The 21,790-nt window shown below is 67.0% G+C and carries 24 protein-coding genes and 1 pseudogene; 10 read left to right on the top strand and 15 right to left on the bottom strand.

Annotated elements, in window-relative coordinates; genetic code table 11:
- The first annotated feature begins 117 nt into the window (after positions 1-117).
- The 4 genes from ACPT9U_RS13150 to ACPT9U_RS13165 all read left to right on the top strand — a co-directional run bounded on the left by ACPT9U_RS13150 (position 118) and on the right by ACPT9U_RS13165 (position 2,027).
- Positions 118-291, top strand: coding sequence for a hypothetical protein (locus ACPT9U_RS13150; RefSeq protein ID WP_435751266.1), 174 nt, complete (start codon positions 118-120; stop codon positions 289-291).
- A gap of 37 nt (positions 292-328) precedes the next feature.
- Positions 329-700: a YecA family protein gene (locus tag ACPT9U_RS13155; protein ID WP_435751306.1), complete on the top strand. Its 372-nt coding sequence runs from the start codon at positions 329-331 to the stop codon at positions 698-700.
- Positions 701-906: 206 nt separating this feature from the next.
- Positions 907-1,242, top strand: a complete 336-nt coding sequence (locus ACPT9U_RS13160; protein ID WP_435751267.1) for a hypothetical protein — start codon at positions 907-909, stop codon at positions 1,240-1,242.
- 263 nt (positions 1,243-1,505) lie between these two features.
- Positions 1,506-2,027, top strand: a complete 522-nt coding sequence (locus tag ACPT9U_RS13165) for a DUF6398 domain-containing protein (RefSeq protein WP_435751268.1) — start codon at positions 1,506-1,508, stop codon at positions 2,025-2,027.
- Positions 2,028-2,087: 60 nt separating this feature from the next.
- Here ACPT9U_RS13165 and ACPT9U_RS13170 read toward each other — a convergent pair whose 3' ends face one another.
- The 13 genes from ACPT9U_RS13170 to ACPT9U_RS13230 form a co-directional block, all read right to left on the bottom strand.
- The gene (locus ACPT9U_RS13170) at positions 2,088-2,411 is read right to left on the bottom strand and encodes a helix-turn-helix domain-containing protein (RefSeq protein WP_075146749.1); all 324 of its coding nucleotides are present in this window, start codon (positions 2,409-2,411) and stop codon (positions 2,088-2,090) included.
- Positions 2,389-2,544 carry a type II toxin-antitoxin system RelE/ParE family toxin gene (locus tag ACPT9U_RS13175; protein ID WP_198158975.1) on the bottom strand — a complete coding sequence of 52 codons (156 nt, stop codon included), beginning with the start codon at positions 2,542-2,544 and terminating at the stop codon, positions 2,389-2,391. The genes ACPT9U_RS13170 and ACPT9U_RS13175 overlap by 23 nt, the downstream gene beginning before the upstream one ends.
- A 10-nt stretch (positions 2,545-2,554) precedes the next feature.
- Positions 2,555-5,695: a tyrosine-type recombinase/integrase gene (locus ACPT9U_RS13180; RefSeq protein WP_435751269.1), complete on the bottom strand. Its 3,141-nt coding sequence runs from the start codon at positions 5,693-5,695 to the stop codon at positions 2,555-2,557.
- Positions 5,696-5,698: 3 nt separating this feature from the next.
- A complete protein-coding gene (locus tag ACPT9U_RS13185) occupies positions 5,699-8,419 on the bottom strand; it encodes a hypothetical protein (protein ID WP_435751270.1) in 2,721 nt (906 codons plus the stop codon).
- Positions 8,416-8,973, bottom strand: coding sequence for a hypothetical protein (locus ACPT9U_RS13190; RefSeq protein WP_435751271.1), 558 nt, complete (start codon positions 8,971-8,973; stop codon positions 8,416-8,418). Before ACPT9U_RS13190 ends, ACPT9U_RS13185 begins: the two co-directional genes overlap by 4 nt.
- Before the next feature lie 101 nt (positions 8,974-9,074).
- Entirely contained in the window at positions 9,075-9,491 is a 417-nt protein-coding gene (locus tag ACPT9U_RS13195) for a DUF2442 domain-containing protein (protein WP_075146753.1), read from the bottom strand.
- Positions 9,478-9,726 carry a DUF4160 domain-containing protein gene (locus tag ACPT9U_RS13200; RefSeq protein WP_075146754.1) on the bottom strand — a complete coding sequence of 83 codons (249 nt, stop codon included), beginning with the start codon at positions 9,724-9,726 and terminating at the stop codon, positions 9,478-9,480. Before ACPT9U_RS13200 ends, ACPT9U_RS13195 begins: the two co-directional genes overlap by 14 nt.
- 284 nt (positions 9,727-10,010) lie before the next feature.
- Positions 10,011-10,241: a hexameric tyrosine-coordinated heme protein gene (locus ACPT9U_RS13205; RefSeq protein WP_435751273.1), complete on the bottom strand. Its 231-nt coding sequence runs from the start codon at positions 10,239-10,241 to the stop codon at positions 10,011-10,013.
- 428 nt (positions 10,242-10,669) lie between these two features.
- Positions 10,670-11,359 (bottom strand): zinc metallopeptidase, encoded by a 690-nt coding sequence (locus ACPT9U_RS13210; RefSeq protein WP_435751274.1) that lies wholly within the window; start codon positions 11,357-11,359, stop codon positions 10,670-10,672.
- A gap of 124 nt (positions 11,360-11,483) precedes the next feature.
- Complete coding sequence (locus ACPT9U_RS13215; protein ID WP_435751307.1) at positions 11,484-12,581, bottom strand: NAD(P)/FAD-dependent oxidoreductase; 1,098 nt, start codon at positions 12,579-12,581, stop codon at positions 11,484-11,486.
- 35 nt (positions 12,582-12,616) lie between these two features.
- A complete protein-coding gene (locus ACPT9U_RS13220) occupies positions 12,617-13,165 on the bottom strand; it encodes a chromate transporter (RefSeq protein WP_418364621.1) in 549 nt (182 codons plus the stop codon).
- Positions 13,162-13,770, bottom strand: a complete 609-nt coding sequence (locus ACPT9U_RS13225; RefSeq protein WP_435751308.1) for a chromate transporter — start codon at positions 13,768-13,770, stop codon at positions 13,162-13,164. The genes ACPT9U_RS13220 and ACPT9U_RS13225 overlap by 4 nt, the downstream gene beginning before the upstream one ends.
- A 32-nt stretch (positions 13,771-13,802) precedes the next feature.
- Positions 13,803-14,579: a 2'-5' RNA ligase family protein gene (locus tag ACPT9U_RS13230; RefSeq protein ID WP_435751275.1), complete on the bottom strand. Its 777-nt coding sequence runs from the start codon at positions 14,577-14,579 to the stop codon at positions 13,803-13,805.
- 98 nt (positions 14,580-14,677) lie between these two features.
- On the opposite strand from ACPT9U_RS13230, the gene ACPT9U_RS13235 reads away from it, so the two are divergent.
- Entirely contained in the window at positions 14,678-15,577 is a 900-nt protein-coding gene (locus ACPT9U_RS13235) for an alpha/beta fold hydrolase (protein ID WP_435751309.1), read from the top strand.
- Between the two features lie 96 nt (positions 15,578-15,673).
- Complete coding sequence (locus ACPT9U_RS13240) at positions 15,674-16,909, top strand: FIST signal transduction protein (protein WP_435751276.1); 1,236 nt, start codon at positions 15,674-15,676, stop codon at positions 16,907-16,909.
- Here the strand turns inward: ACPT9U_RS13240 and ACPT9U_RS13245 are convergent.
- Together ACPT9U_RS13245 and ACPT9U_RS13250 are read right to left on the bottom strand one after the other, a co-directional pair.
- Complete coding sequence (locus ACPT9U_RS13245; RefSeq protein WP_435751277.1) at positions 16,849-18,234, bottom strand: ABC1 kinase family protein; 1,386 nt, start codon at positions 18,232-18,234, stop codon at positions 16,849-16,851. The two genes, ACPT9U_RS13240 and ACPT9U_RS13245, sit on opposite strands and share 61 nt — an antisense overlap.
- Before the next feature lie 41 nt (positions 18,235-18,275).
- Positions 18,276-18,734, bottom strand: coding sequence for a DUF3429 domain-containing protein (locus ACPT9U_RS13250; RefSeq protein ID WP_418364421.1), 459 nt, complete (start codon positions 18,732-18,734; stop codon positions 18,276-18,278).
- A 229-nt stretch (positions 18,735-18,963) separates the two neighbouring features.
- Between ACPT9U_RS13250 and ACPT9U_RS13255 the strand changes: the two genes are divergently transcribed.
- The 4 genes and pseudogenes from ACPT9U_RS13255 (at position 18,964) to ACPT9U_RS13270 (ending at position 21,733) form a co-directional block, all read left to right on the top strand.
- Positions 18,964-19,980, top strand: coding sequence for an NAD(P)/FAD-dependent oxidoreductase (locus tag ACPT9U_RS13255; RefSeq protein ID WP_435751278.1), 1,017 nt, complete (start codon positions 18,964-18,966; stop codon positions 19,978-19,980).
- Positions 19,949-20,098: pseudogene (locus ACPT9U_RS13260) on the top strand (deoxyribodipyrimidine photo-lyase); the annotation flags it as partial. The gene ACPT9U_RS13255 and the pseudogene ACPT9U_RS13260, both read left to right, overlap by 32 nt.
- A gap of 181 nt (positions 20,099-20,279) precedes the next feature.
- Positions 20,280-20,393 (top strand): DUF2256 domain-containing protein, encoded by a 114-nt coding sequence (locus tag ACPT9U_RS13265; RefSeq protein WP_418364624.1) that lies wholly within the window; start codon positions 20,280-20,282, stop codon positions 20,391-20,393.
- Positions 20,393-21,733 (top strand): DASH family cryptochrome, encoded by a 1,341-nt coding sequence (locus ACPT9U_RS13270; protein ID WP_418364625.1) that lies wholly within the window; start codon positions 20,393-20,395, stop codon positions 21,731-21,733. The genes ACPT9U_RS13265 and ACPT9U_RS13270 overlap by 1 nt, the downstream gene beginning before the upstream one ends.
- Positions 21,734-21,790: the final 57 nt, after the last annotated feature.

A 21,790-nucleotide genomic window follows, 5' to 3' on the forward strand; every position in this document is an offset into this window, starting at 1 on the left:
TGTATTCCTGTTTCGGGATGCGCTTCATGTCGTTCTTCCTGTCTTTGCGTCGATCGTACGACGACTACGTTGGAAGACGAAATCCGTGGGGCAGCTCAGCCGCGAGTCGAACCGATCTTGCCGTGGATTCTCAAGCCGATGCCGGGTTTGCCACTGGATCTCGAAGCTGTCCCTCAGGCCCGGCGCGTGGGCGAGTTGGTCGGCAAGACGATGACCCGCATCGACATCGAACTCGACGACCCCGAGTATCTCTTCGCGCCGATGGTGCGGGGGGTACCCACATCGGGATGAGGAGCGCTCGGACGGCAGCGTCTGGTGTGCGGGGTTTCTGCGCGGGATCGCGCACGCGTGGGACCGCTGGGGGCCTTTGTGCGATGCGCCCGACATACAGACCCTGCTGTGGCCGGTCCATCAACTCGCCGCCGCGCCCCAGGAGCCCGCGCTCGAGGTCGATCAGAGGTTTCGCCATGCCGTGCCGAACAGGCCGCTGAGCCCGACACAGTGTGAGGCCCTCACCGATGTGCTGCCTCAAACTTTGGAGGCCATTGCCGACCGGATCACCGAGCATGAGGTCAGGAGCGCGATGGCGGCGATGGCGCGCGGGGAGGAGACTCCGGCGTGGCAGGAGGACGCGCCCTGTCCGTGTGGGAGCGGACGAGGCTTTTCGGTGTGCTGCGGCGGGAGCCGGGTGCTGCACTGAAGCGGCCTGGATGCCCGCTGGGAGTAAGCCCGATCCCGCATCACCTGACGACATCGTGGCCATGTGTTTGCAGAATCATGCTCCCGCGTCACAATACCCCCGGGTCCAGGGCCTTCATTGCCCCCCCTCTTACTCATGAGCGAAACCGGTTCGGCTTGAACCGGACGTGTTCGCTCATCCCTATTTCACGTAAGAGGAGTCGGACCATGTACAAGATCAAAGCCATGCCAGAGCGGGTGTGCATCTGCGACCGCTGCGGGCGCGTGATGCGCACGGAAGACCACGACGAGAACCAGGAACGGATTTCCATCGACTTCACGGCCGGCTACGGCAGTGTTTTCGGTGACGGCAATCGGGTCCAGGCCGATCTGTGCCAATACTGCGTCAGGAAAGTACTCGGGCGCTGGCTGCGCGTGACCGAACCCACTCCGCAGACACCCCATCGGGCCTTTCAGCCGCATCAGCACCCGGACTGGCACCGCCGCCGCTTGAGCAGGCCCGGCGTACGCAGCTTCTTGTCGGGGCTTGAAAACGACGGCTGAGAAAGCGCGTTCCAACTTCGCGACCACACCGACCTCTGCCCTGCCGACGATGTGCATGAGGGGGTGTGGTGTTCGATTGTTCGAAGCCCCCCGGCACACACATCCCCGGCCATGATCAGGGGGAGAGACCGTGTGCGCCACGCTCACGCTGGACGACGCGTTGCTGACCACGTTTCTGCTCCTCGGTCCCCGCCCGTGCCGACCCGTTGGTATGGACCGGTCAATCTGTGAGAATGCGACGTCTCTCCCACTTTGCAGTCACCATGGTCACATCCGAGCGAATCCCCAAAGTGATGGCCGAGAAGTTCGCCGCCATCACCGCACTGACTGACGCGTTCTGCGCACAGTACCTCAACGAGGAATATCGTCAGATGATCCACCGCGTCGTCGGTGCGCTCGCCCGCAAGCGTCCTTCGCCGCTGTCGAGCGGCAAGGAGAGCGTCTGGGCGGCGGCGGCCGTGCATGCGGTCGGCCGGGTGAATTTCCTCGACGATGCCTCTCAGACGCCGCACTGCAAGCCGAAGGCCATCTATGCGTTCTTCGGGATCGCCGAGAGCACCGGGCAGAACAAGTCGAAGGCGATCCGGGATGCGCTGAAGATGGGGCCGTTTTCACACGAATGGACCCTACCCAGCCGCCTCGCAGACAACCCGATGGTGTGGATACTGCAGGTCAATGGCCTGATGATGGACATTCGCACCGCGCCGCTCGAACTGCAGCGCCTTGCCTACGAGAAAGGCCTGATTCCCTTCATTCCTGCGGAACAGGGAGAGACGCCCGATTGAGTCAAGTCTCGGCCGACGCCGTGGCGAAAGCGCGCCCCCGTCTGCATCATCGCAAGGCCTTCAGATCAATGCTTCAAGGCCTTTGCGCTCAAGCAGGTTGAGCAGTTTTTGTGATGGACCACTGGGGTGCTTGCCGCCCAACTCCCACTGGCGCACCGCTGACGGACTCGTGTTGAGCAGCGACGCCAGGACGGTCTGGCTGATCTGATAGCGGTCGCGAAGGGACCGAATCTTCTGGGCGTCATAGTCGGGAATCGGGTCCAGACACAACGCGTCGTATTTGCGCATCTTGCGTTGGTCGATAAAGCCCAACCGGCTCAGATCCGCCGCCGTCTCGTGCACAGCCTCCAGGATTCGGCTCTTAGCCTTCGTCTTTGTCGTCATCGCAACCACCGCCGAGATCCGCGTCGATCAGCCCCTGAGCCATCTCGCGTACTGCGCCACACAGGGCCTCGTCAGTCAGTTCTGTCTTTCGCATCCAGCGGCTGAAGTGGCGAGTTTTGAAGACGCGATTCATCGTTGAACTATCACACTTGGTGATGGGTATCAGAAGGCTCTCTGAGCGTCGTCTCAAGCGCGAGTGTGCCCAGCATGCAGGCCATCCCCGCCAGGTGACCCAGCCCGCTACCATTCGGCTCGGTGAGCTGGATACCCAGCCACTTGGCGTAGCTCGACGCCTTGGCGAGTGAGGGTGGGCCGATGCGGCGGATGCGTACGGGAAGCTGAGCCTTGAGCGTGGAAGGAACCCAGGCCGGAGGACGGGCTTGGCCGTCCTGGGTGCGCAGCACGCACTGAAACTCCGACTCCTTGATCCCGAGTTCGCCCAGGAACTGGATATAGCTTGCGAGCGCATCGCCATGCTGGGGCCCGGTGAACACGACATCATGCTTCTGGCGATTGAAGTGCTTCAGGTGAAGTTGCAGGCCAGCACGGCACAACGCCGGTGATTTGCGTGCGAGCACCGCCAGACGCGCTTCGAAACTGGCCAGAAACGCGAGCTCGGCTGGCAAGCGCGGCCGGGGCAGCTTGGGCACGTTCGTGTCCGTGAGCGCAAGCCCCAGCAAGGGGGCATAGACCGGTGCTTGTGCGAGGATCGAGGCCACAGCGGCTGGCGCCATCTGCAACTGCTCGGCAATCTGGGCCTGTGAGAGGTCGGGCAACGCGGCCAGATGCAGGACGGCCCGGACCTTGTCGAGTGCGAGCCAGTGCGCGCTCAGGTGGGGTGGCGGTGCCTTGGGGCGCCCTCGGGGACGCTGGCAGGGGGCAGGCACCATGGGCGCCGTCGGCTCGATGGGTTCCTCGACTAAGGGCGCCGGCAACTGGGGTAGTCGCGCCAGCGTGCGCGCGACCAGTGCCAGTGCAGACGACTCGAGGTAGCGCATCGCCGTGCTCAAGGGCAGACCCGATGCGGCGGCGAGCACAGTGTTGGGCAGCGCACGCAGTTCGCGATCGGTGAGGGCGGCCATCACGATCTCGGTGCCATGGATATAGTGTCCCATCGACACGGTGGGGCTCGAATGCCCGAGCAGCCGCGCGACGGCAAAGCCATACACTCGGCTCGGCGCGCTGACATGGCCGAGCAACAGCAGGCGCGCTCGACGCCCGTTCGCAAGCCAGCGCGCGGTGGCGGGGTGCGCTGCGAAGAATTCCGGGATTTCGGGGGCGTCGGGTGCGCGAAGACGCAGCATCGTCCACGTCGCAAACGCGTGCCGCAAGTGGTGAATGAACAGCAGCCGGTCTCCGGTGGCGCGGCGCAGCGCCGCATAGACACGGTCCGAGATGCCCTCGTAGGACACACTGGTGCGGCCCGTCTTGACGCTCGCCAGGAGCAACGCGGAGCGTGTCACCCCCGATTCGACCGCGGCCGCATCTTCTGCTTGTCGCCTGCGAACCCAGGCTCTCAGCATCGTGCGCTCGCCCGGTGCAAGCAAGGCGTGAGCAGGGAGGATCCGTTTCGAGTTCTCGGTTTTGAGGCGATGGCCGGGATAGTCGCGGACCAGCACCGTGAGGCCGCGGCCGTGCAGGTGGACGTCCTCGATGCGCAGCCCGAAGATCTCCATCGCACGCAGACCCAGCCGAAACGCCATCATCAGGACGAGCTTGGCGATGCGCACGAGGTCGGGTGCAACCCCGCGGGCGAGTTCCTGATCCAGGCACGATTGCGCTGCCCAGTACTCGTCGATGGTGACCAGGTTGGCGTCGACCGGCATCAAATGGGCGTCATCACCGAGCACGAGGTCCAGCCGCTGGATGTGGGGCAAACCATGTTTGCGCACGAGGTAAGCGTGAAACTCGCGCAGGCCCGTCTTGAGTGCGAGCCGGGCCGACTCGATGTCGCACTCGTTGCTGATCTCTGCGTAGAGAGCCTGCAGGTCCTCGAGCGGCATCTGTATCGGATCGGCCGACCCCAGATGAGACAGCAAGCGGCGAAGAGACTCGGTCACCCGGTGACGAACTGTTGATAGGGCCAGCGGCTTACCGGTCGCGCTGTTGCCTTCGACGAGGAACTGGATGAAACCGAGATAGCAACGGGCGAGTGGCTCGTGCGGGTGACGCGCCATCAGGGCAGTGATGGCCGCGAGGGCCGTCGAGTGCTGATCGGTTTCCAGAGCGGCCAGCGCAGGCTCGAGCCACGGATACATGATCGACAGATTCTCTAGCAGGTCCGCGTAGTCGGCGTCTGCGTCTTCGGGTGAGACGTACGCGCTGGATCGCAGCCGCGCCGCGAGTGAGGACTGCGAAGCGCCAAAAATCTGCTGCCAGCTTCGGCGGTGAATCGCATGCGCTGGGAGCGCGCGTGTCATCACGCCGACGTCGAGCGAGGACGCATGAGCCCGCCACCAGGTGCTGGCGGATTCGATCAGGTCCTTGACCCCGGTCGGCTGTCGTTCGCGCGAGAGGCCTTGCGCGGTGAGGAAGCGCCGGATAGCGACCTGAGCCTTCAGAGCAGAGGGTGGCGCTGAAGCCGCCACGCCGGCCTGACGCTCGATGAGGCGGATGAGCAGAAGCGCGGTCAGTGCATCCGGAAACCAGCGCTGCAGATGCAGGTTCCCGAGTCCCTGGTGGGGGAGGTCGAACTCGAGGTAGCAGCGGGGGACGGTGCCGTGGAACCGGCCGCCTTGGCTGATGTGTTCGATCAGCCGGTTGAGCTTGACTGAATCGAGCAGCGCGCCGTGCAAGACCGCCGAAAGGAGGGTTGCGCCCCAGACTTGAAGGGGATCAATCGGGTTGCTACCGAGTGATTCGATCCCGCGATGAAGTGCTTCGCGCCATGCCGCGGTGCGCGCCGCGGCGGCCATGCTCGGTTCAGAAAACGGGCTGGGCGTGCTGGGCAGGGTCGCCGGTAGTCGTGTCTCGCCGACGCTCACCCCCGCAGTTCGCAGATTCCGGATGACCAGATACAGGATGCGAAGCCAGTCGGCCGCCTCAGCGCTTTGCAGCTCTTGTGTGCGGATACGGCTGACAATGCGCGCTTCGAGCGTTCGCGCGCTTGCGAAGTCGGTCGCGGCGGTATCGTCCTGCGACTCGCGACCGCTCAACAGCCGTGCGTGCGGATTCTCGAGTTGCGCGAGGAATCGCTTGAGCCCGGGCATCCGCTGGCGCGTGCGCGGTGAGAGGCTCCGTTCCGTATCCGACCACGCCGTCTCCAGCGTTACATTCAGGTTCATCGACTAACCCCGCCGGTCGAGGTGGTGAAGGAGTCGGCTCTTGATCGGAACGAGCTCGAGCGCCTCGTGCAGGGACTGCAACGCCGGCATCAGCTGGGCGCGATGCAAGCCGTAATCAAAACTGGAGAACCTCCCAAACGGGGACTCGCCGTCGTTGAAGTGCCCCAGGAACGCGTCGATCACTTCGCCGGTGACGCCGCGGGCGAGAAGCTGCGTGCGCAGAAATGCGCGATGGAAGTTGGCCGGCAGTGGCGCGCCACGCGCGGCAAGCTGACCGGCGACCCACGTGGGCGTCAGCGGCGCGAGCCGGCGGCGTTCATCGAGCACGACGAAGGGCTGCCAGTCAGCAGCCTGTTTGCGATCGATCTGCGGCTGCAGCCGCTGGAGCAGGTTATCGACATGGTCGCGGTAGTTCTGCAACTGAAGGCACAGCGACGCATCAACGATTGCCAGCCGTGCGCGGCTGCTGCGTTCGTCATCCTTGTCTGACAGTGCCGCGTCGAATGCATGCACTGCGTCATCTTCGCCCGCGAGAAAGAGCGTATTCGCGCGCGGGCTCGTCAGCGCGCGCATGCTAGTCGAGAGGGCCGAGTAGAGCCATGTGTAGAGGGTGTAACTCGCGTGATACGCAACGAGCAGTGCGCCAAACAGCGGCGTGCGGCGGGAGGTGCGGATCTCGGCGCTGAGGGTCCTGAGCAGGTCATGGACGACCCCGAGCGGTGCGACGAACCGGGCGCCGACCCTCATTCCCTGATCGCTCGTGATGGCCTCAGCGGGCACGCGTGGCAAGGCGGTTGCGGGTGTAATGCCGAGCTGCCGTGCGAGTCGATGACTGGCGCGCCCGTGCAAGCGAATGAGCGTATCGACACGATATTGGGTATAGAACATGCGCGGCTCATCGCTGCGGTCGGTCTCCGCGCAGAGCAGCCACGTGGCAGGGGCATCGGCGCCGAGGCTGCGTAGAAGGGTTGGCAGGGCACGGGCGACGCGCACGGGGGTGAGTCGCTCGAGCCCAGGCGCGCTGAGCAACTGCATCACCGCCTGCTTTGCAGTGCTCGGTTCGATGCCGAACACGCGCTTGTTCGTTCGATGCTCGCTTCCCAGAAAGCGTGTTAGCAGGACGCCGATACCCAAGCAGTCGGGTAGCAACAAACCGGGGGCCAATGGTGGCTCTTGCATCTTGCTCAGTGCCTCGGGCAAATCGGTCTTGTAGCTGGGCCCGATGGCTGGAATCCAGAACCCTCTAGTGAGCACCGCAGGCGCGCCCAGGGCGGCACCGAGCCCTGCTCCTGCGTTGAGAATGAGCGTGGTGTGTTCAGTTCTTAGCGACAGTTGCTCAGAGGGTTCCATCACCTCGAATCGCAACTCCCGCACCCGGCGCAGGGGTTGGCCGAGCGCAAGCATCGTGAGCAGGATCAGCGCGCCGATACACTCAAGCCTTGCTTGGGCCCGGTTTTTTGCGTTTCCGGCCAAGTGACGCTCGACGCGCCGCAATAGAAACCCATGGAGCGTGCGCAGTTCAACCGGGGTGGGTGTCGCATAAAAGAAAGGCAGCGGCTGTGCTTGCATCTCGATTGCAAGCTGCTGTCTGCGCAACTCAGCGAGCTTGGTGCCGATTTCCTGGCTGGCATAAAGCTGAAGCGTCGGCTCAAGGGATTCGGCGGGCGAGAGCCCTGCGGCTTCCAGCGCGCTCGTCTCTTCGTCTTCTTCAAGTCCGATGTCGATAAAAACCGTCGTCGCCTCAAAATGGGCAAAGTCGTCGAGATCTTCATCGAAGTCGGGTGCCTGCTGATGCTGCATAAAGACGCCGGCGACATCAGGCAGATTCACATATCCGGGCCGACGCTGTCGCCCGCCCGTGTTGTAGCGTTCGGAGCGTGCGCGACGGTACAGCCGGAACACGACACCCTGCGTCAACAGGTTGGCGTATCGCGCGAAGTAGCGTTTGAGGGAGCCGAGGTAACGACCGATCCGGTCGGGTTTGCCGTCCGCGCCCTCCCAGGCTGAGAGGTCGATGCCAGCCATGGCTTTCGCATAGTCCTGCGCCGTTTGCACCTCCGGCAGAAGCGACACGACTTGGTCATGCTCAGCCAGGCTCAGTTCGCGAATCGCGAGCCCGACATCCGAGGTGGGGGACGGCGCGATCGGCCATTCGCGCGGGCCGTCGTAGTGTTCGAAGTGCTCGAGTCCGGCGTATCCAGTCCCCGCCCGGGTCTGGTCATAGGTAAAGCGAGCCTGCATGTAACTCGCGAGGGTTTGCAGCTGAAGCTGAAAATACCGGAGCGCGGCGATCGGACGGCGCTCATCCGGTGGGTAGTCGAGCGCTGCATGATGGCAATTCCATAACGCAGCGACGAGGCCGTGACGTGATACGCCGTGACGCAACAGCGGATGGTCGTGCTCGTGCTGGGGTTTGCGGTCCAGGAGCGCCAGTGCGGGGGCTTGGGAGAGCGCGGAGCGTCGCTCGCTGATCCAACGGCACAGCTCGATCCATTGAGGCAATTCGTCCAGCAGCGCGTGCTCCCGAAAAATGCCGGGCAGTGATTGCGCCGATGCGAGCAACGCCCCCACATGCTCGAAAACTTGCGCGTGCGCGACCAAATCAGGGTGGGCATTGATGAGCCAGAGCAGCCGGCGCAGCGCCATCGGATCGAACCCGGCATCGGTACAGGCCGCGATCAGACTCTGGTGCGCTGGGGCCTGGACGGGGGCGCTGAACTTCACAGAGCGGGTTCGCTGTCGGGTTCATCGAACCCCTGTCGCTTCTGTCGCGGCAGGACTGCATCCAGGCTGTAGCCCGTGGCGATGGCAAAGCGCTTGGCGCTGGCAGGGCCGTATGTCTTCGTCTTGGGATCGGTTTCCGCGATCGCAATGAAGCCTGCCTCCGCGATTGCCTGATGCAGGCAATAGAGCTGGTGTGGAAGATGCGGGCGCGTGCGGGCCAGGGCGTGATGGATGATCAGGTCAGCCGCCAGGATCTGGAGCTTTTGCGCCTTACGCAGACGGCCGCTTTTGATCCGGAGCACCACCACGGCATCCTCCGGGCCGTACAGCTGCTGCGCGAGCCAGTACGCACGACCTGCGCCCAGGACATCGTAGCCCTCCTTGCGCCGGATCACGGTCATCGGGTTCATCGCGTAAGCGAGTTCCAGGAGTGCTCGATCGTGATGGCGAACCGCAAAACCGAAGTCCGGAACCACCCAGTGCTGCTCCATGAACGCTGCAAGGTCTGCGTCCAGCCCGAGTATCTCGGCGAAAGGGAGGGTGATGTGCTCCATCGCCGGCAGTGCAGGGGAGGTCGCGCTTGATTGGGTCATATCCGTGAGGCGCCGAGCTGGGACGGTCAGTATGCGGTGTGAGGGGGCTGGCGCCCTCTCGACTACGTTGTCGTGGCCTTGCGCGGCCGCCCTCCAAGCCGTCCGTTGGCGCGCGCCGCGGCCGCCTTGGCTTCCGAGGTCTGGCGTCCCCCGGCTCGCCCTGCTTCTGCGCTCATCCAGCGGCGGGAGCCGAGCATGCCTTCAAGCAGGGCAGGCAGGTAGAGATCGGCATCGAGCTGCGGGAAGTGCAGGCCGAGCCCTGAGGGGCTGATCTCGATTTCGCTCAGCGCTTGCGGTGCAGCCTGGCCGAGGCCCTCGGCCAAGCGAGGCTCGAACGACACCTCCAGCCCGGAGCTCAGCACGATCACGACGCGGCCACGAAGCGCATCAAAATGCGCCTCGGTCGCCACGGGGCCTTTTGCGCGGCGGTCTTGTCCGCGGCGGTTGGCCCGCTCGAATTCGGTCTCAGAAATCGTCATGAAGGTGCTCCCATTCATCACACAGCTTGCCCAACGCCTTCGTCAGGGCGGCGCTGAATTCGCTCAGGTCCTTTCGGGTGAAGCCGAAGTTCTCACGCAGCTCGGGCGGCCCGTCGGGACAACGAAGCTTGAAAACTGCCTCGCATCCACCCCCGATCACATGGACGTGGGCGGGGCGGTGATCGTTCGGATAGATCACAACCCGGGCGCTGGCGAGTCGCAGGATAGTAGGCATTATAGCAATTAACCCAAGCCACTTAGGTTTAATCCCTCGCGTGAGGGTAGGGGTCGTCTAGGTAGGACCATGTTACGTTTACATCTTAACCATATTTTTTGTATTTACTAGGGTTAGATCGTGGCCGGATGGTTTGTCAAATTTCGCCTGATGCCTGACGAAAGCCTTGTAGATACTGAATAAAGCCGATTGTGACCAAGGAAGACCTGGAGGCGCCGGTAGACTGGGCTAGACTCCGAAGGTGACCCATTTCCTTTTGTGCCCGGCGTAACGCACTGGGCCGCTTACTTGCGCCAGTAGTTGTTGGCGGCGGCGACGGTCTGGAAGTTGATCGCAATGACCTGTGAGGCCGCGGTCAGGGCTTCGGCGCTGTTGGCGTACTCGGGGCGCAGTTTGTGCAGCACTTCCGGGTCGGGCTGGGTGTATTTCACGCCGCGGCGGCTCAGGGTGATGGCCAGTTCATAGCCAGCCTGCGGGGTGGGGGTGATCAGTGTTTCAAGCCATTGGTCTGCCATGGTTCGGGCTCCTGTGAGGACGTTCGGGTATCGGGTCGATGCGGCTGCATCTTAGCGGAAAGTGCATTTTTTCCGCTGCACCTATTGCGCTTCTTGCGGGGTGGCCATGAGCTTGTCCGTGTCGAAGTCCTTGTAGCACAGCCGCTTCGGCAGCGCCTGTTGGTTCTCGGGCGGGTAATTTCGTACCCGCGCCCCATGTAGCGCGGAAGATCCAGGCTGGAGATCGTGTTCAGCGCCCGGGTGTCCCGTTTGGCGAGGCCGTCACAGGCATAGTGAGTTCGGACGCGAGCGTGAGCAGCAGCGCTGCGATCACGTTTCGGAGCCTGGGCGTTCCTTGGGGGTGAGAAGGGCTGAGGCCCTGTGCCTGCACCTTCTTCTCGCGCTGAAGAACGGCAGGGGTGTGGCCAGCCTGTTCGCCAATCGGCCGCTCACCGGCGCAGAAAGCGCAGCCAGGCCGCGATGTTGAGCAGCGTCATCAGCGATTGCCCGACGTAGGTCAGCGCGGCGGCCTCGAGGATCTTGCGCGCATGGGGCTGATCCGACGGGTGCAGGTAGCCGCCGCGCTCGAGCATCGGCAGCGCACGGCGGAAGCTGGCGTCGAACTCGGTCGGCAATGTCACCAGATGAACCACCGCAGCCAGGCCCATCGACAGCAGCCCCGCAAGCACGAAGAGTAGCCCGGGGGCGGGGTGACGGGTGAGGACGGTGATGACCGGCACCGCCACCATCATCATTGCGCCCAGGCGCTGGCCCTTGATGGCGAAGCGCACCAGGCGCTCGCGCAGTGCCAGCGGTGCGTAGCCTTCGGCGTGCTGCAGCGCGTGGCCAACCTCATGTGCGGCCACAGTGACGGCGGTCAGCGAGCGCTGGTGATAGGTATGCGCCGACAGGCGGACGGCGCGCGCCTCGGGGTCGTAGTGGTCGCCGGTCTCCGACTCTTCAACGCTGACCTGGGTGAGGCCGTGCTTGTCGAGCAGCAGGCGCGCGAGCACGGCGCCGCTGCCGTAATAGCGGTCGGCGGGCTCGCTGTAGCGCTGCAGCGTGCGCCGCACCCACCAGCCCGGCAGCCAGGCGGCGAGCATCAGGATCGGCACCAGCACGAACAGGATCGGGGACATGGCGGTCTCGGCGAAGTCGTCAGGCGTCTGACCATGTGCCGCCGCGAGCGTTTCGTGCGGGCCGTGCCGGCGCGGCTTGTGGCGCCTCTGCCATGTACGCGCTGGCCCGTGCGGCGAACGCAGCTCAACAGATTGCTGCCACCCGTGCCCCGATCGCCAGCGCCGCGGTCAGCCCCGGCGACTCGATTCCGTACAGGTGCACCAACCCCGGTACGCCATGCGCGGATGGACCGTCGATGCGGAAGTCGGCGTCCGCCTCGCCTGGGCCGACGATCTTCGGCCGCACGCCCGCGTAGGCGGGCTGCAGGCGGCCGTCGGCCAGCCCGGGCCACCAGCTACGGATGGCGGCGTAGAAGCGTTCGGCGCGCGCCGAGTCGACCTGGTAGTCCGGTTGCTCGATCCATTCCACGTCGGGCCCGAAGCGTGCCTGGCCGCCAAGGTCCAGGGTCAGATGCACGCCCAGCCCGCCCGCTTCGGGGACCGGGTAGATCAGGTGCGAGAACGGTGCGCGCCCGACGAGGCTGAAATACACCCCGCGTGCGTAAAAAGCCTGCGGTGCGTGCAGTGCAGCTGGGCCGGCGAGGGTATGGCCGAGCCGTGGTGCGTCCAGTCCGGCGGCGTTGATCACGCAGCGCGCACGCAGTTGCATTGGCGCGCTGCCGCCCACGTCCAGCACGATGCCGGTGCGGTCCGTCCGCCCGCCGCACACCGGGCTGGCCAGCGCCAGCACGGCGCCATGGCGTTCGGCGTCGGCCAGTAGCGCCTGCATCAGACCGTGGCTGTCAACGATGCCGGTGGACGGCGAGAGCAGACCGCCCGCGGCGTCGAGTTCGGGTTCCAGTGTGCGCACGTCTGCGGCGCCCAGCGGACGCAGATCATCCACGCCGTTTGCGCGCGCACGGGCGGCGATGGCTTCGAGCGCGGGCAACTGGGGCACGCGGCTGGCCACCACCAGCTTGCCGAGGCGGCGGTGGGCGATGCCGCGCTCCGCACAGTAGGCATACAGCGCCTTGCGACCGGCTACGCACAGCGTCGCCTTGAGCGAGCCGGGCGGATAGTACAGCCCGGCGTGGATGACCTCGCTGTTGCGCGCGCTGATGCCGCTGCCGAAGGCGGTCTCGCGCTCGAGCACGATCACCTCGCGCCCCGATTCTGCGAGGAACTTCGCGCATGCCAAGCCCACCACGCCGGCGCCGATCACCACCGCATCCACGTGCTCCATCATCTCCTTGCCCCTGCGGTACGGGTGGCCACTGCTCACACCAGGCCCAGCGCGCCCGCGGCGGCACCGACCAGGATCATCCAGATCGGCGCCAGCTTCGTCTTCAGCGTGGCCGCTGCGGTGAGTCCGATCAGCGCCAGCGCCCCGGCACGATGCGCGGGGTCGCCGATGAAAGGCAGCGCCAGCAGCCAGCCGGTGGCGAACACCAATCCCACCGTGACCGGCGCCAGCCCGGCGGTGAAGGCGCGCACCAGCGGTGTGTCGCGGCGCGTGGCGCCCCAGCGGCTCACACCGAGCGACAGCAGGGTCGAGGGCAGCAGGATACCCACCAGCGCCGCCACTGCCCCGGGAATGCCGGCCACCTGAAAACCGAGCACCGGCACGAACAGCACGTTCGGGCCCGGCGCCGCCTGGGCGAGCGCGATCGCGGTGGTGAAGTCGGCCTCGCCCAGCCAGCCGCGCTCCACCACGAGGTAGCGGTGCATCTCGGGCGCGGTCGACATCGCGCCCCCGATCGACAGCAGCGACAGCACCAGGAAGCGCAGGAAGAGTTCAAGCAGATCGGCCGCCGGCAGAGTGCTCACCATGTCCGGTCCTTGGCACGGGCGTGCGTATGGGCTCGCGCGATGCGCCAGCGGGCAAGCCCCCAGGCGGTGAGGCCCAGGCCGATCACGACCCAGGCGAGCGGCAGACGCAGGACCGCGATCGCGACCAGTGTCGTGAGCCCGAGCGCAGAGCACAGCGCCGGGCCGAGCACGTTGCCGCGCAGGGTGACGAGCATCTTCAGCGCCATGGCCAGAATCAGCCCGGCAGCGACGGCCCCCATGCCGCGCAGCGCGCCTGCCACGGCCGGATAGCGGGAGAGCTCCTGGTAGCTGGCAGCGAGCACGAGCACCACCAGCATCGGTGCGAGCAGCATGCCGGAAACCGCAGCCAGCGCACCGCGCCAGCCGAAGTAGCGGTCGCCGATCATCAGCGACAGGTTCACCACGTTGGGGCCGGGCAGCAACTGGGCGACGGCATAGAGTTCGATGAATTCGTGGCGGGTGAGCCAGGCGCGCCGGTCCACCAGCTCGCGCTGTGCAACGGCGAGCACGCCGCCGAAGCCCTGTAGCGCAAGCAGGCTGAAGGCGACGAACAGCGCGGTGAGCGAGGCGGGGCGTGCCAGGGTCGCTGTGGCGTCCGGCATCGCGGGCGTGGCGGCGGACCGGGTGCTGTGCTTCATGTCGCCTCCGTGCGCGCGTGTCGGGGGGCATGCAGCAGTCCAGGGTCCCGCGCCGCCGTGTGGTCCGACAGTGCAACATCGTGGTCCAGCAGGGCGGATGCGCTCGCATGCCAGTGCAGGTGGCCGTCGCCCAGACCATAGTCGGCGACCTTGAACAGCGTGCCGCCGATCTCCGCCGCGACATAGCCCATCAGGCTCAGGTGCGTGATCCGGCAGTGCAGGCGGGGTGTGTCGGCAAGCGGCTCGAAGCGCTGCGCCACCGCGGCCGTGGGCCAAGCATCGGCATACAGGCCGACGGTGACGTGGGGCACGTAGGGGCCCTGCGGGTGCGCAGCCTCGGCATGCAGGCAGCGGCGGAGGGTGGCGAGCGCAGTACCGTCGTCCTCCACGTGCAGGAAGGGCGCCGAGGAGAAGCTCTCCAGTCCGCCGATCTCGATGTCGAAGCCGCCCGGATTGGCCGTTTGCAATGCGGCAAGCTGCGCGGCGATCCGCTCGAAATCGAATTCGTCGTGTGCAGGGCGGCCGGACCTGGCCGGAAAGCCGCACAGCGCGAGCGTGACGTGCGGTTGGCGTGCGTAGCCGTCGAGCAGCAGGCCGGTCAGCGCGTGCTGCGCCGCGGCCACCCGTGCCCGCACTGCAGGGGTGTCCACGTCGAGCGCCCACAGCAGGTAGTGCGACCGGCCGCGTCGCCACGCGTGGAAGTCACGCCGCTCGTTGCGTATGGTGAAAGGCGTGGCGAGAAATTGTCGGCGCAGGAAGGCGGGGTCGGTCATCGGCCAGAATGCCCGGAGCGATGTGTATGCGCGCTCGGGGCAGCTAGAATTAAGACATGAACACGAATCCGATTGTCCCGGAAAACGACCCGGTCCGCATGTCCGACGCAGAGGGTTTCGCGCCGGTGCACAAGCCTTCCACGGTCGAGCGCGTGGCGGTGCGCGGCCTCGAGTATGCGGTGCGCCGCTGGGGGCCGGTGGATGCGCCGCAGCTCTTCCTGCTGCACGGCTGGATGGATTCCTCTCCCACCTTTCAGTTCGTGGTCGATGCGCTGCGCGAGGACTGGCAGATCATTGCCCCCGACTGGCGCGGATTCGGCGGCAGCACCTGGCTCGGGCACAGTTACTGGTTCCCCGACTACTATGCAGACCTCGATGCGCTGCTCGATCACTACTCGCCCGGGCGGCCAGCGCGCCTGGTCGGGCACAGCATGGGTGCGGCCGTGGCCGGGGCGTATGCAGGGCTGCGCCCGCCGCGGGTGGGGCAGCTGGTGATGATGGACTTCCTCGGCCTCAAGCCGCCCCCCGAGGCGGACGCGCCCCTGCTGCTCGGCAAGTGGCTCGACGCGCAGGCCCAGCCGCCGCGCCTGCCCACGCATGCGGACCATGCCGCGTTCGCGCGCCGGCTGTGCGCGGTCAATCCGCGCCTGAGGCCTGAGCGGGCCGAATTCCTCGCCCGCCACGTTGGCCGTGTGGCGGCGGATGGGCGGGTGGAGATGGCTTGTGATCCATGGCACAAGGTGCCTTCGCCCTTCGTGTATCGCATCGAGGACGCCATGGCGTGCTGGCGACAGGTCACCGCGCCGACCTTGATGCTGTTTGCCGGGCAGGGCTACGTTAACGATCGCTTCGGGGATGCGCCTGCCGAGCTTCGCCACCGCCTGGACTGCTTCGCCAAGCACCGGGTCGTCACCATCACCGATGCCGGGCACAACCTGCAGCACGACCAGCCCGAACAGGTGGCGGCCGCGCTGGAGGCCTTTTTGTCGCGCGCCTGAGGCCGGCGCGGCGGGAACGGCGTACCGGCGGCCGCTGTCTGTGCGGTGCGCGCCCTGCATGCTTCCCTTCGGCGCCAGGCTCATTGGAGGATTTTGATGTCGCAGCCCCCGGGTCCCACCCGTTTCGTCGCCAGTCACGCCGCGCACAACGACTGGCGCGTCGCGCTGCAGCGCGCGCTCGATACATTGCTGCACGATGCCCGGGTTGCGACCGTGCACGCCTTCGAGCGCACTGGCGAGACGCTCGAGTTCAGCCTCGGCCTGTGTTACCTCACCGATCATTTCGCGGTGGAGGCCGAGCACATCCTCGCGGCGCTGCAGCACCGCCTGCCGGGTGTGCACTGGGCTGGAACGGTGGGCGTGGGTGTGCTCGCAAGCGGCGCCGAGCATTTTGATGAAGCCGCACTGGCGCTGATGCTTGCGCCCTTGCCGCGGCGTAGCTTCCGCGTTTTTTCGGGGCGCCAGCCCCTGCGCGCCTACAGTGGCGACTTTCATCCGCATACTGCGCTGGTGCATGCCGATGGCCGCACGCCCGACCTGCAGGAGTTGCTCCCCGAGCTGGCCGAACGTACGACGGGAGGCTACCTTTTCGGTGGTCTAACCGCTTCGCGCGGGCGCAGTGTTCAGATCGCCGATGCGGTGTTCGATGGCGGCGGTCTGTCGGGCGTTGCTTTTGCTGCGGAGATCGGCGTGGTGTCGCGCGTGACGCAGGGCTGTCGCCCGATCGGCCCGCGCAGGGTGGTGAGCCGGGTGCAGGACAACCTCGTGCTTTCCCTCGATGGTCGTGCTGCGCTCGACTGCGCCATGGCCGACCTCGGCCTGCCGCCCGACATGGCCTTCGAGCCGGTGGCGCAGGCGCTGGCGAACACGCTTGCCGGGGTGCATCCGGCCGAGGACGACGGGGCGCAGGAAGAGGGGGATTTCGGTGCCGACATGCTCGTGCGTCACATTGTCGGCATGGACCCTGGGGCGGGACTGGTGGCGATCGCAGATGCGGACGCGGTGACGAAGGGGGCTTCGCTGGTGTTCTGCCGGCGTGACCCGCAAACCGCGCTCGCGGATCTGCAGCGCGCTGCACACGAGATCCGTGACGCCTTGGTCGACAGCGGCCGGGTCGCGCTGGGCGCGGTGTATGTAAGCTGTTCCGGCCGCGGCCAGCGCCATTTCGGCGCCCCGGCTGCCGAATCGGGCGTGATTCGCGATGTGCTGGGCGATTTGCCGATGGTGGGTTTCTTCGCCGGCGGTGAGATCGCCCGCAACCGGCTGTATGGTTACACCGGCGTGCTGACGGTATTCACCGCGCCTGCAGGCCGGTCTGGCGCACCAAGGTAGGGCGCCACCAGGCTGCCCACGTTCACCCGCGCCCGCAGCCGCGCGGCGAGCAGATACAGTCCGCCCAGCTTCCGGTGCAGGAACAGCGCGTCGGCTGGTGGGGTGTGCCAGAAGTCGCGCTCCATGCTCAGGGCGAGCCCGGCGTCGCGCAAGCGCAGCGCCAGGTCGCTGGTGCCGAAATCGTAGGGGCCGGCATGGCGCAAGGGTTCGCAGGCGGTGGAGAACAGGTCGATCACCGCTTCGCGCTGGGCGGCGTGGATATTGCCCTGGAAGTAGCCGATGGCCTCCGCCGCCTCGGCCATGGTTGCGCGGTCGCCGCCGATCGTCGCTGCGATCAAGCGGCGATAGGCCTCGACCACCGCTTCAGCGTAGGGCCGGGTGGCGCCGAAGTCGAGCAGCACCAGGCGCCCGCCTTCTGGCTCGAAGCGGTAGTTGGCGAAGTTGGGGTCGGTCTGGATCAGGCGGAATTCGAACAGCTCGCGGAACAGCAGCCCGATCAGGCGGCTTGCCAGGTGGTCGCGCACCGACTGGTCGGCGTCCGTGAGTGACTCCACCGCTACACCGTCCACCCAGCTCATCGCGAGAATGTCGCTGCGGGTCAGTGCGTCGACCGCGCGCGGTAGCACGAAGTCGGTCTCGCCTGCGAGCAGTCGGCCGAAGCGGTGCAGGTTCTCCGCCTCGCGCCGGTAGTCGGCTTCCTCGTGCAGCTGGCGCTTGGCTTCGGTGAGCAGTGGTTCGAGATCGAGCGATCTCGGTAGCAAGCCCGAGACGCGCAGCAAGGTCGCCACGTTGTCCACGTCGCTGTCGATGCTGCGGCGCACGCCCGGATACTGCAGCTTGATCGCCAGTTCCTGACCGTCGTGGGTGCGTGCCCGGTGCACCTGGCCGATCGAGGCCGCTGCGCAGGGGGTGAAGGAGAAGCGCTCGAAGCCTTGCTCCCAGCCCTTGCCCCAGTGCGTTTCAAGCACTTCGACCACCTGGCTCATCGGCATCGTGCGCGCGTCCTCGCGCAGGCGGGCGAGGATCCCGGTGAGCTCGGCCGGAAGCAGACTGCCGGCGTCCATCGACATCAGCTGACCGACCTTCATAGCCGCTCCGCGCAACTGTGCGAGCTGATCTGCGACGCGGCGCGCGTTGGCGGGGGTCAGGACCAGCTCGCGTGCCGTCGGGCGCTTGCCGGCGGCGAGCTGACGGGCCCCTTCGGCGAGCATGCCGCCCGCCACGCCGGTAGCGAGGCTGCCGAGGCGAGCAAGGCGCGATAGCCGGCCGCCGGGTACGGCGGTGCTTCGGGGGGTGGCTTCGGACTCGGTGGCGTTGGGGTTCATGAGGACCTTCATCGTGGGTGGGAGTACAGGGCCAGCTGGGTTCAGTATGGCCACTGCACGAATGCCCCGGCGACCAGCGCGATGCAGGCCACCGTGGTGAGCTGCAGCCGGAGTGGCAGGTACCACGCCGGGAGTCGCGCATGCCGGGCAAGGCGCCTGTCCTGCACATAATGCAGCACGAAGCCTGCCACGAGCAGGATTGCCGCATCGGCGGGCACGAGCAGCAATGCCGGCCAGGCGAGCAGCGAGGGCACCACGCTCCACAGCAGGGTGCGCGTGCGGCGGGTGTCGTCCAGTCCTGGGAGCGTCATGGCGAACCCCCAGTGCAGGGCGCACACGAAGCTGAGGATTACCGCGCCGTACGCGAACAGCGCATCGCTCCAGGTCAGGCCGTGGTTTGGGTCGAGCAGACTGGCGGGGGCCAGTATCACGAAGGGGACCAGGCCGGCATAGCCGAGCCGGTGGGCCGTGCTGCGAAGGGCGTCGGACGGAGCGTTCATGTGCGGTGACCGGTCGGGTTGCGTGGGTGCGGAGGAGGCGGACACGTTCCTGCGCGGAATCGGTTTGACGTGGACGAGGCGGTGACGTGCGCCACTAGATCACCTTCACGCGCCTCGATCGTTGCCGGATGCTAGCCGCGGGGACCTATGTTGTCCAGGACAAAAGGTGTATCTTTGGTGCGAGAAGAGACGATCCCAATCGCGGTCGTCAAATACCGTGGATGTGATCATGAAGCCTCCCTTGCATTACGCCGTGATCGGAGCCGGCATGGCCGGCCTGCGCTGCGCACGGGCACTTGTTGAAGCCGGTGTTCGCGTAACTGTCCTGGACAAGAGTCGTGGCCCATCGGGGCGCATGAGTACCCGCCGTGGTGAGGGCTGGGCCTGTGACCATGGCGCGCAGTACTTCACGGCGCGTGACCCGCTGTTCCAGGCCGAGGTGGCGCGCTGGCGGGCCGCCGGCGTTGCGGATGCCTGGCAGGCGCGGCTGACCGTGCTCGAGGCCGACGGCCGGCGCGCGGGCGGTGGCGACGAGGCTCGCTTCGTCGGCACGCCGCGCATGACGGCCCCGGCGCGCCTGCTGGCCGAAGGTCTGGACCTGCGCCTGCAGGCCACGGTGAATGCGCTGGACCGTTATCCGCACGGCTGGGAGCTCGCCAGCGCTGAGCGCGGGCTGATGCCCGAGGCCTTCGACGGCGTACTGCTCGCCGTGCCCGCGCCGCAGGCAGTACCGCTGCTGGGACCGGTGGTGCCGGCGCTCGCCGAGGTGGCTCGGGCCGCGCGCATGCAGGGCTGCTGGGCGTTGATGGCGCGCTTCGAGGCGCCGCTGGCGCTTGACTTCGACGCGGCCTTCGTCAATCACGGCCCGCTGCGCTGGATCGCGCGCGACAGCAGCAAGCCTGGGCGCGAGGGTCCGGAAACCTGGACGTTGCACGCGAGCGCCGAATGGAGCGAGACCCATCTCGAGGACAGCCCCGAGCAGGTGGCCGCGGCGCTGATCGCGGCCTTCCGCGCGCTCGGCGGCGAGGCGCCTCTGGCGTGGTCGGCGCACCGCTGGCGCTACGCGATCACCGAGTCGGCGGTTGAGGGCGGCTGCGTATGGGCGCCCGAGGACAGTATCGGTCTGTGCGGCGACTGGCTGAACGGCGGCCGCGTGGAAGGCGCCTGGCTGAGCTGCCACGCGCTGGCGCAGCGCGTGCTTGCGAGTGTGCGCGATGGACTTCAGCCTGGTCTGGTTCAAGCGTGATCTGCGCGTCGCCGATCATGGCGCGCTCGCCGCGGCGGCGCGCCAGGGTCCGGTGCTGTGCGTGGTCATCGTCGAGCCCACGCTGTGGGTGCAGCCGGATGCCGCGCGCCAGCACTACGAGTTCATGCTCGAGAGCGCACGCGAGCTGCACGCCGAGCTGCGCCGCGTCGGGGCCGTGCTGCCCGAGCCGTCGCGACTGCAGTTCGTGTCGCTGCCGGTGTCCTTGCAGCCGGGCGAGTGCGCGGCCTGGCCGCAGCAGGGCGCGGTCGTGGCGACGCGCGCGGCCAAGGCGCGCGTGCATGCGCTGCGGGCGGCCGTTCGCGTGGCGGAAGAAATGGGAACGGGTGTGGGACGAGGTGCGGTACTGCTCGGAGCGTTGCCGACGGAGTCGCCCAAGGGCGGAGCTGGGCTGATGGGTTCGGAGCTCGTGATCTTCTGGTTTCGCAACGATCTGCGCCTGGGGGACAACCTGGCGCTGGTCGAGGCGTGTGGGGCGGCTGGGCGGGTGCTGCCGGTGTATTGCCATGACCCGGCGGCCGAGGCGTCGACGCGCTGGGGCTTTGCGCGCCGAGGGCCGCATCGGAGTGCCTTCCTCGCTGCGGCACTGGCGGATCTGGATGAGGCGCTGCGTGCTCGGGGGAGCCGCTTGCTGCAGCTGCGTGGGGTGCCGGGCGCGGTTCTGCCCGCGCTGGCGCGGGCGCTGGGGGCGGAGCGGGTGGTGTGTGAGGCGATCGCCGCGCCGGAGGAAGAGGACGAGGTCGCGGCGCTGCGTGCGGCGGGGCTGCGGGTGAAGACGGTGTGGCAGTCGAGCCTGCTCGATCCGGCGGGGTTGCCGTTTGCGGTGGCGCATCTGCCGAAGGTGTTCACGGCCTTCCGCCAGGTGGTGGAGTCGGCGGGTGTGCTGCCGGCCGCGCCCCTGGCAGCGCCCGAGGCCTTGCCGCCTTGCCCGCCGCTCGCGTCGCTGGACGAGGCGCTCATCGCGGGCTGCGGCGATCGCAGCGAGCCCGTGGTGGAGGCGGGCGCCGAGCGTTTCGAGGAGGCGTCCTTCCCCTGGTGGCAGCCGGCGTTCGCCGGGGGCGAGCGGGCTGCGCTGGCGCATGTGGCGCGCTACTTCGCCGGCGATCTGCCGAGGTACTACAAGGCGACGCGCAACGGGCTGAGCGGGGTCGATTTCTCCAGCAAGCTCTCGCCCTGGCTGGCACTGGGGGCCTTGTCGCCGCGGGTGGCCCTTGCTGCGCTGCGCCGACACGAGGCCGAGCAGGGCGCAAGCGATGGGACCTACTGGCTGTGGTTCGAACTGCTGTGGCGGGACTACTTTCGTTTCCTACACCTTCAGCACGGCCGCAGGCTGTACCGGGCGCGCGGGTTGAACGAGGAGGCGCCGATGCCCGCGCACGACCCGGCGGCGTTCGCGGCGTGGTGCGAGGGGCGCACCGGGCACGCCTTCATCGACGGCGGCATGCGCGAGCTCGCGGCAACCGGCTGGCTGTCGAACCGGATGCGCCAGGTGGTTGCCAGCTACCTGATCTACGACCTGGGCTGCGACTGGCGCGCGGGCGCGGCGTGGTTCGAGGCGCAGCTGGTCGATTACGACGTCTACAGCAACCAGGGCAACTGGCTCTATATCGTCGGCCGCGGCACCGATCCGCGCGGCGGACGGCGCTTCGATCCGGACAAGCAGGCGGCCACATACGACGCCGACGGTGCCTACCGGGCGCGGTGGGCCGAGCCTGATCGGCGTGCTGGCGATTGAACGCGCGCGCCCGTCAGTCGCGAGCGTGCCGCGCGCAAGCCCTTCGATCTTGCCCGG

This window comes from Thauera sp. AutoDN2 (genome assembly GCF_051280715.1).
GTDB lineage: Bacteria > Pseudomonadota > Gammaproteobacteria > Burkholderiales > Rhodocyclaceae > Thauera.

Coding starts and splice junctions, on each gene's coding strand:
- ACPT9U_RS13265 (WP_418364624.1), top strand. CDS start 20,280: ATGCGCTGCGGGCGGCCGTTCGCGTGGCGGAAGAAATGGGAACGGGTG.
- ACPT9U_RS13270 (WP_418364625.1), top strand. CDS start 20,393: ATGGGTTCGGAGCTCGTGATCTTCTGGTTTCGCAACGATCTGCGCCTG.
- ACPT9U_RS13195 (WP_075146753.1), bottom strand. CDS start 9,491: ATGACGATTTCTGAGACCGAATTCGAGCGGGCCAACCGCCGCGGACAA.
- ACPT9U_RS13165 (WP_435751268.1), top strand. CDS start 1,506: ATGGTCACATCCGAGCGAATCCCCAAAGTGATGGCCGAGAAGTTCGCC.
- ACPT9U_RS13205 (WP_435751273.1), bottom strand. CDS start 10,241: ATGGCAGACCAATGGCTTGAAACACTGATCACCCCCACCCCGCAGGCT.
- ACPT9U_RS13190 (WP_435751271.1), bottom strand. CDS start 8,973: ATGGAGCACATCACCCTCCCTTTCGCCGAGATACTCGGGCTGGACGCA.
- ACPT9U_RS13255 (WP_435751278.1), top strand. CDS start 18,964: ATGAAGCCTCCCTTGCATTACGCCGTGATCGGAGCCGGCATGGCCGGC.
- ACPT9U_RS13230 (WP_435751275.1), bottom strand. CDS start 14,579: ATGACCGACCCCGCCTTCCTGCGCCGACAATTTCTCGCCACGCCTTTC.
- ACPT9U_RS13180 (WP_435751269.1), bottom strand. CDS start 5,695: ATGAACCTGAATGTAACGCTGGAGACGGCGTGGTCGGATACGGAACGG.
- ACPT9U_RS13215 (WP_435751307.1), bottom strand. CDS start 12,581: ATGGAGCACGTGGATGCGGTGGTGATCGGCGCCGGCGTGGTGGGCTTG.
- ACPT9U_RS13170 (WP_075146749.1), bottom strand. CDS start 2,411: ATGACGACAAAGACGAAGGCTAAGAGCCGAATCCTGGAGGCTGTGCAC.
- ACPT9U_RS13250 (WP_418364421.1), bottom strand. CDS start 18,734: ATGAACGCTCCGTCCGACGCCCTTCGCAGCACGGCCCACCGGCTCGGC.
- ACPT9U_RS13200 (WP_075146754.1), bottom strand. CDS start 9,726: ATGCCTACTATCCTGCGACTCGCCAGCGCCCGGGTTGTGATCTATCCG.
- ACPT9U_RS13245 (WP_435751277.1), bottom strand. CDS start 18,234: ATGAACCCCAACGCCACCGAGTCCGAAGCCACCCCCCGAAGCACCGCC.
- ACPT9U_RS13160 (WP_435751267.1), top strand. CDS start 907: ATGTACAAGATCAAAGCCATGCCAGAGCGGGTGTGCATCTGCGACCGC.
- ACPT9U_RS13240 (WP_435751276.1), top strand. CDS start 15,674: ATGTCGCAGCCCCCGGGTCCCACCCGTTTCGTCGCCAGTCACGCCGCG.
- ACPT9U_RS13235 (WP_435751309.1), top strand. CDS start 14,678: ATGTCCGACGCAGAGGGTTTCGCGCCGGTGCACAAGCCTTCCACGGTC.
- ACPT9U_RS13210 (WP_435751274.1), bottom strand. CDS start 11,359: ATGTCCCCGATCCTGTTCGTGCTGGTGCCGATCCTGATGCTCGCCGCC.
- ACPT9U_RS13175 (WP_198158975.1), bottom strand. CDS start 2,544: ATGAATCGCGTCTTCAAAACTCGCCACTTCAGCCGCTGGATGCGAAAG.
- ACPT9U_RS13225 (WP_435751308.1), bottom strand. CDS start 13,770: ATGCCGGACGCCACAGCGACCCTGGCACGCCCCGCCTCGCTCACCGCG.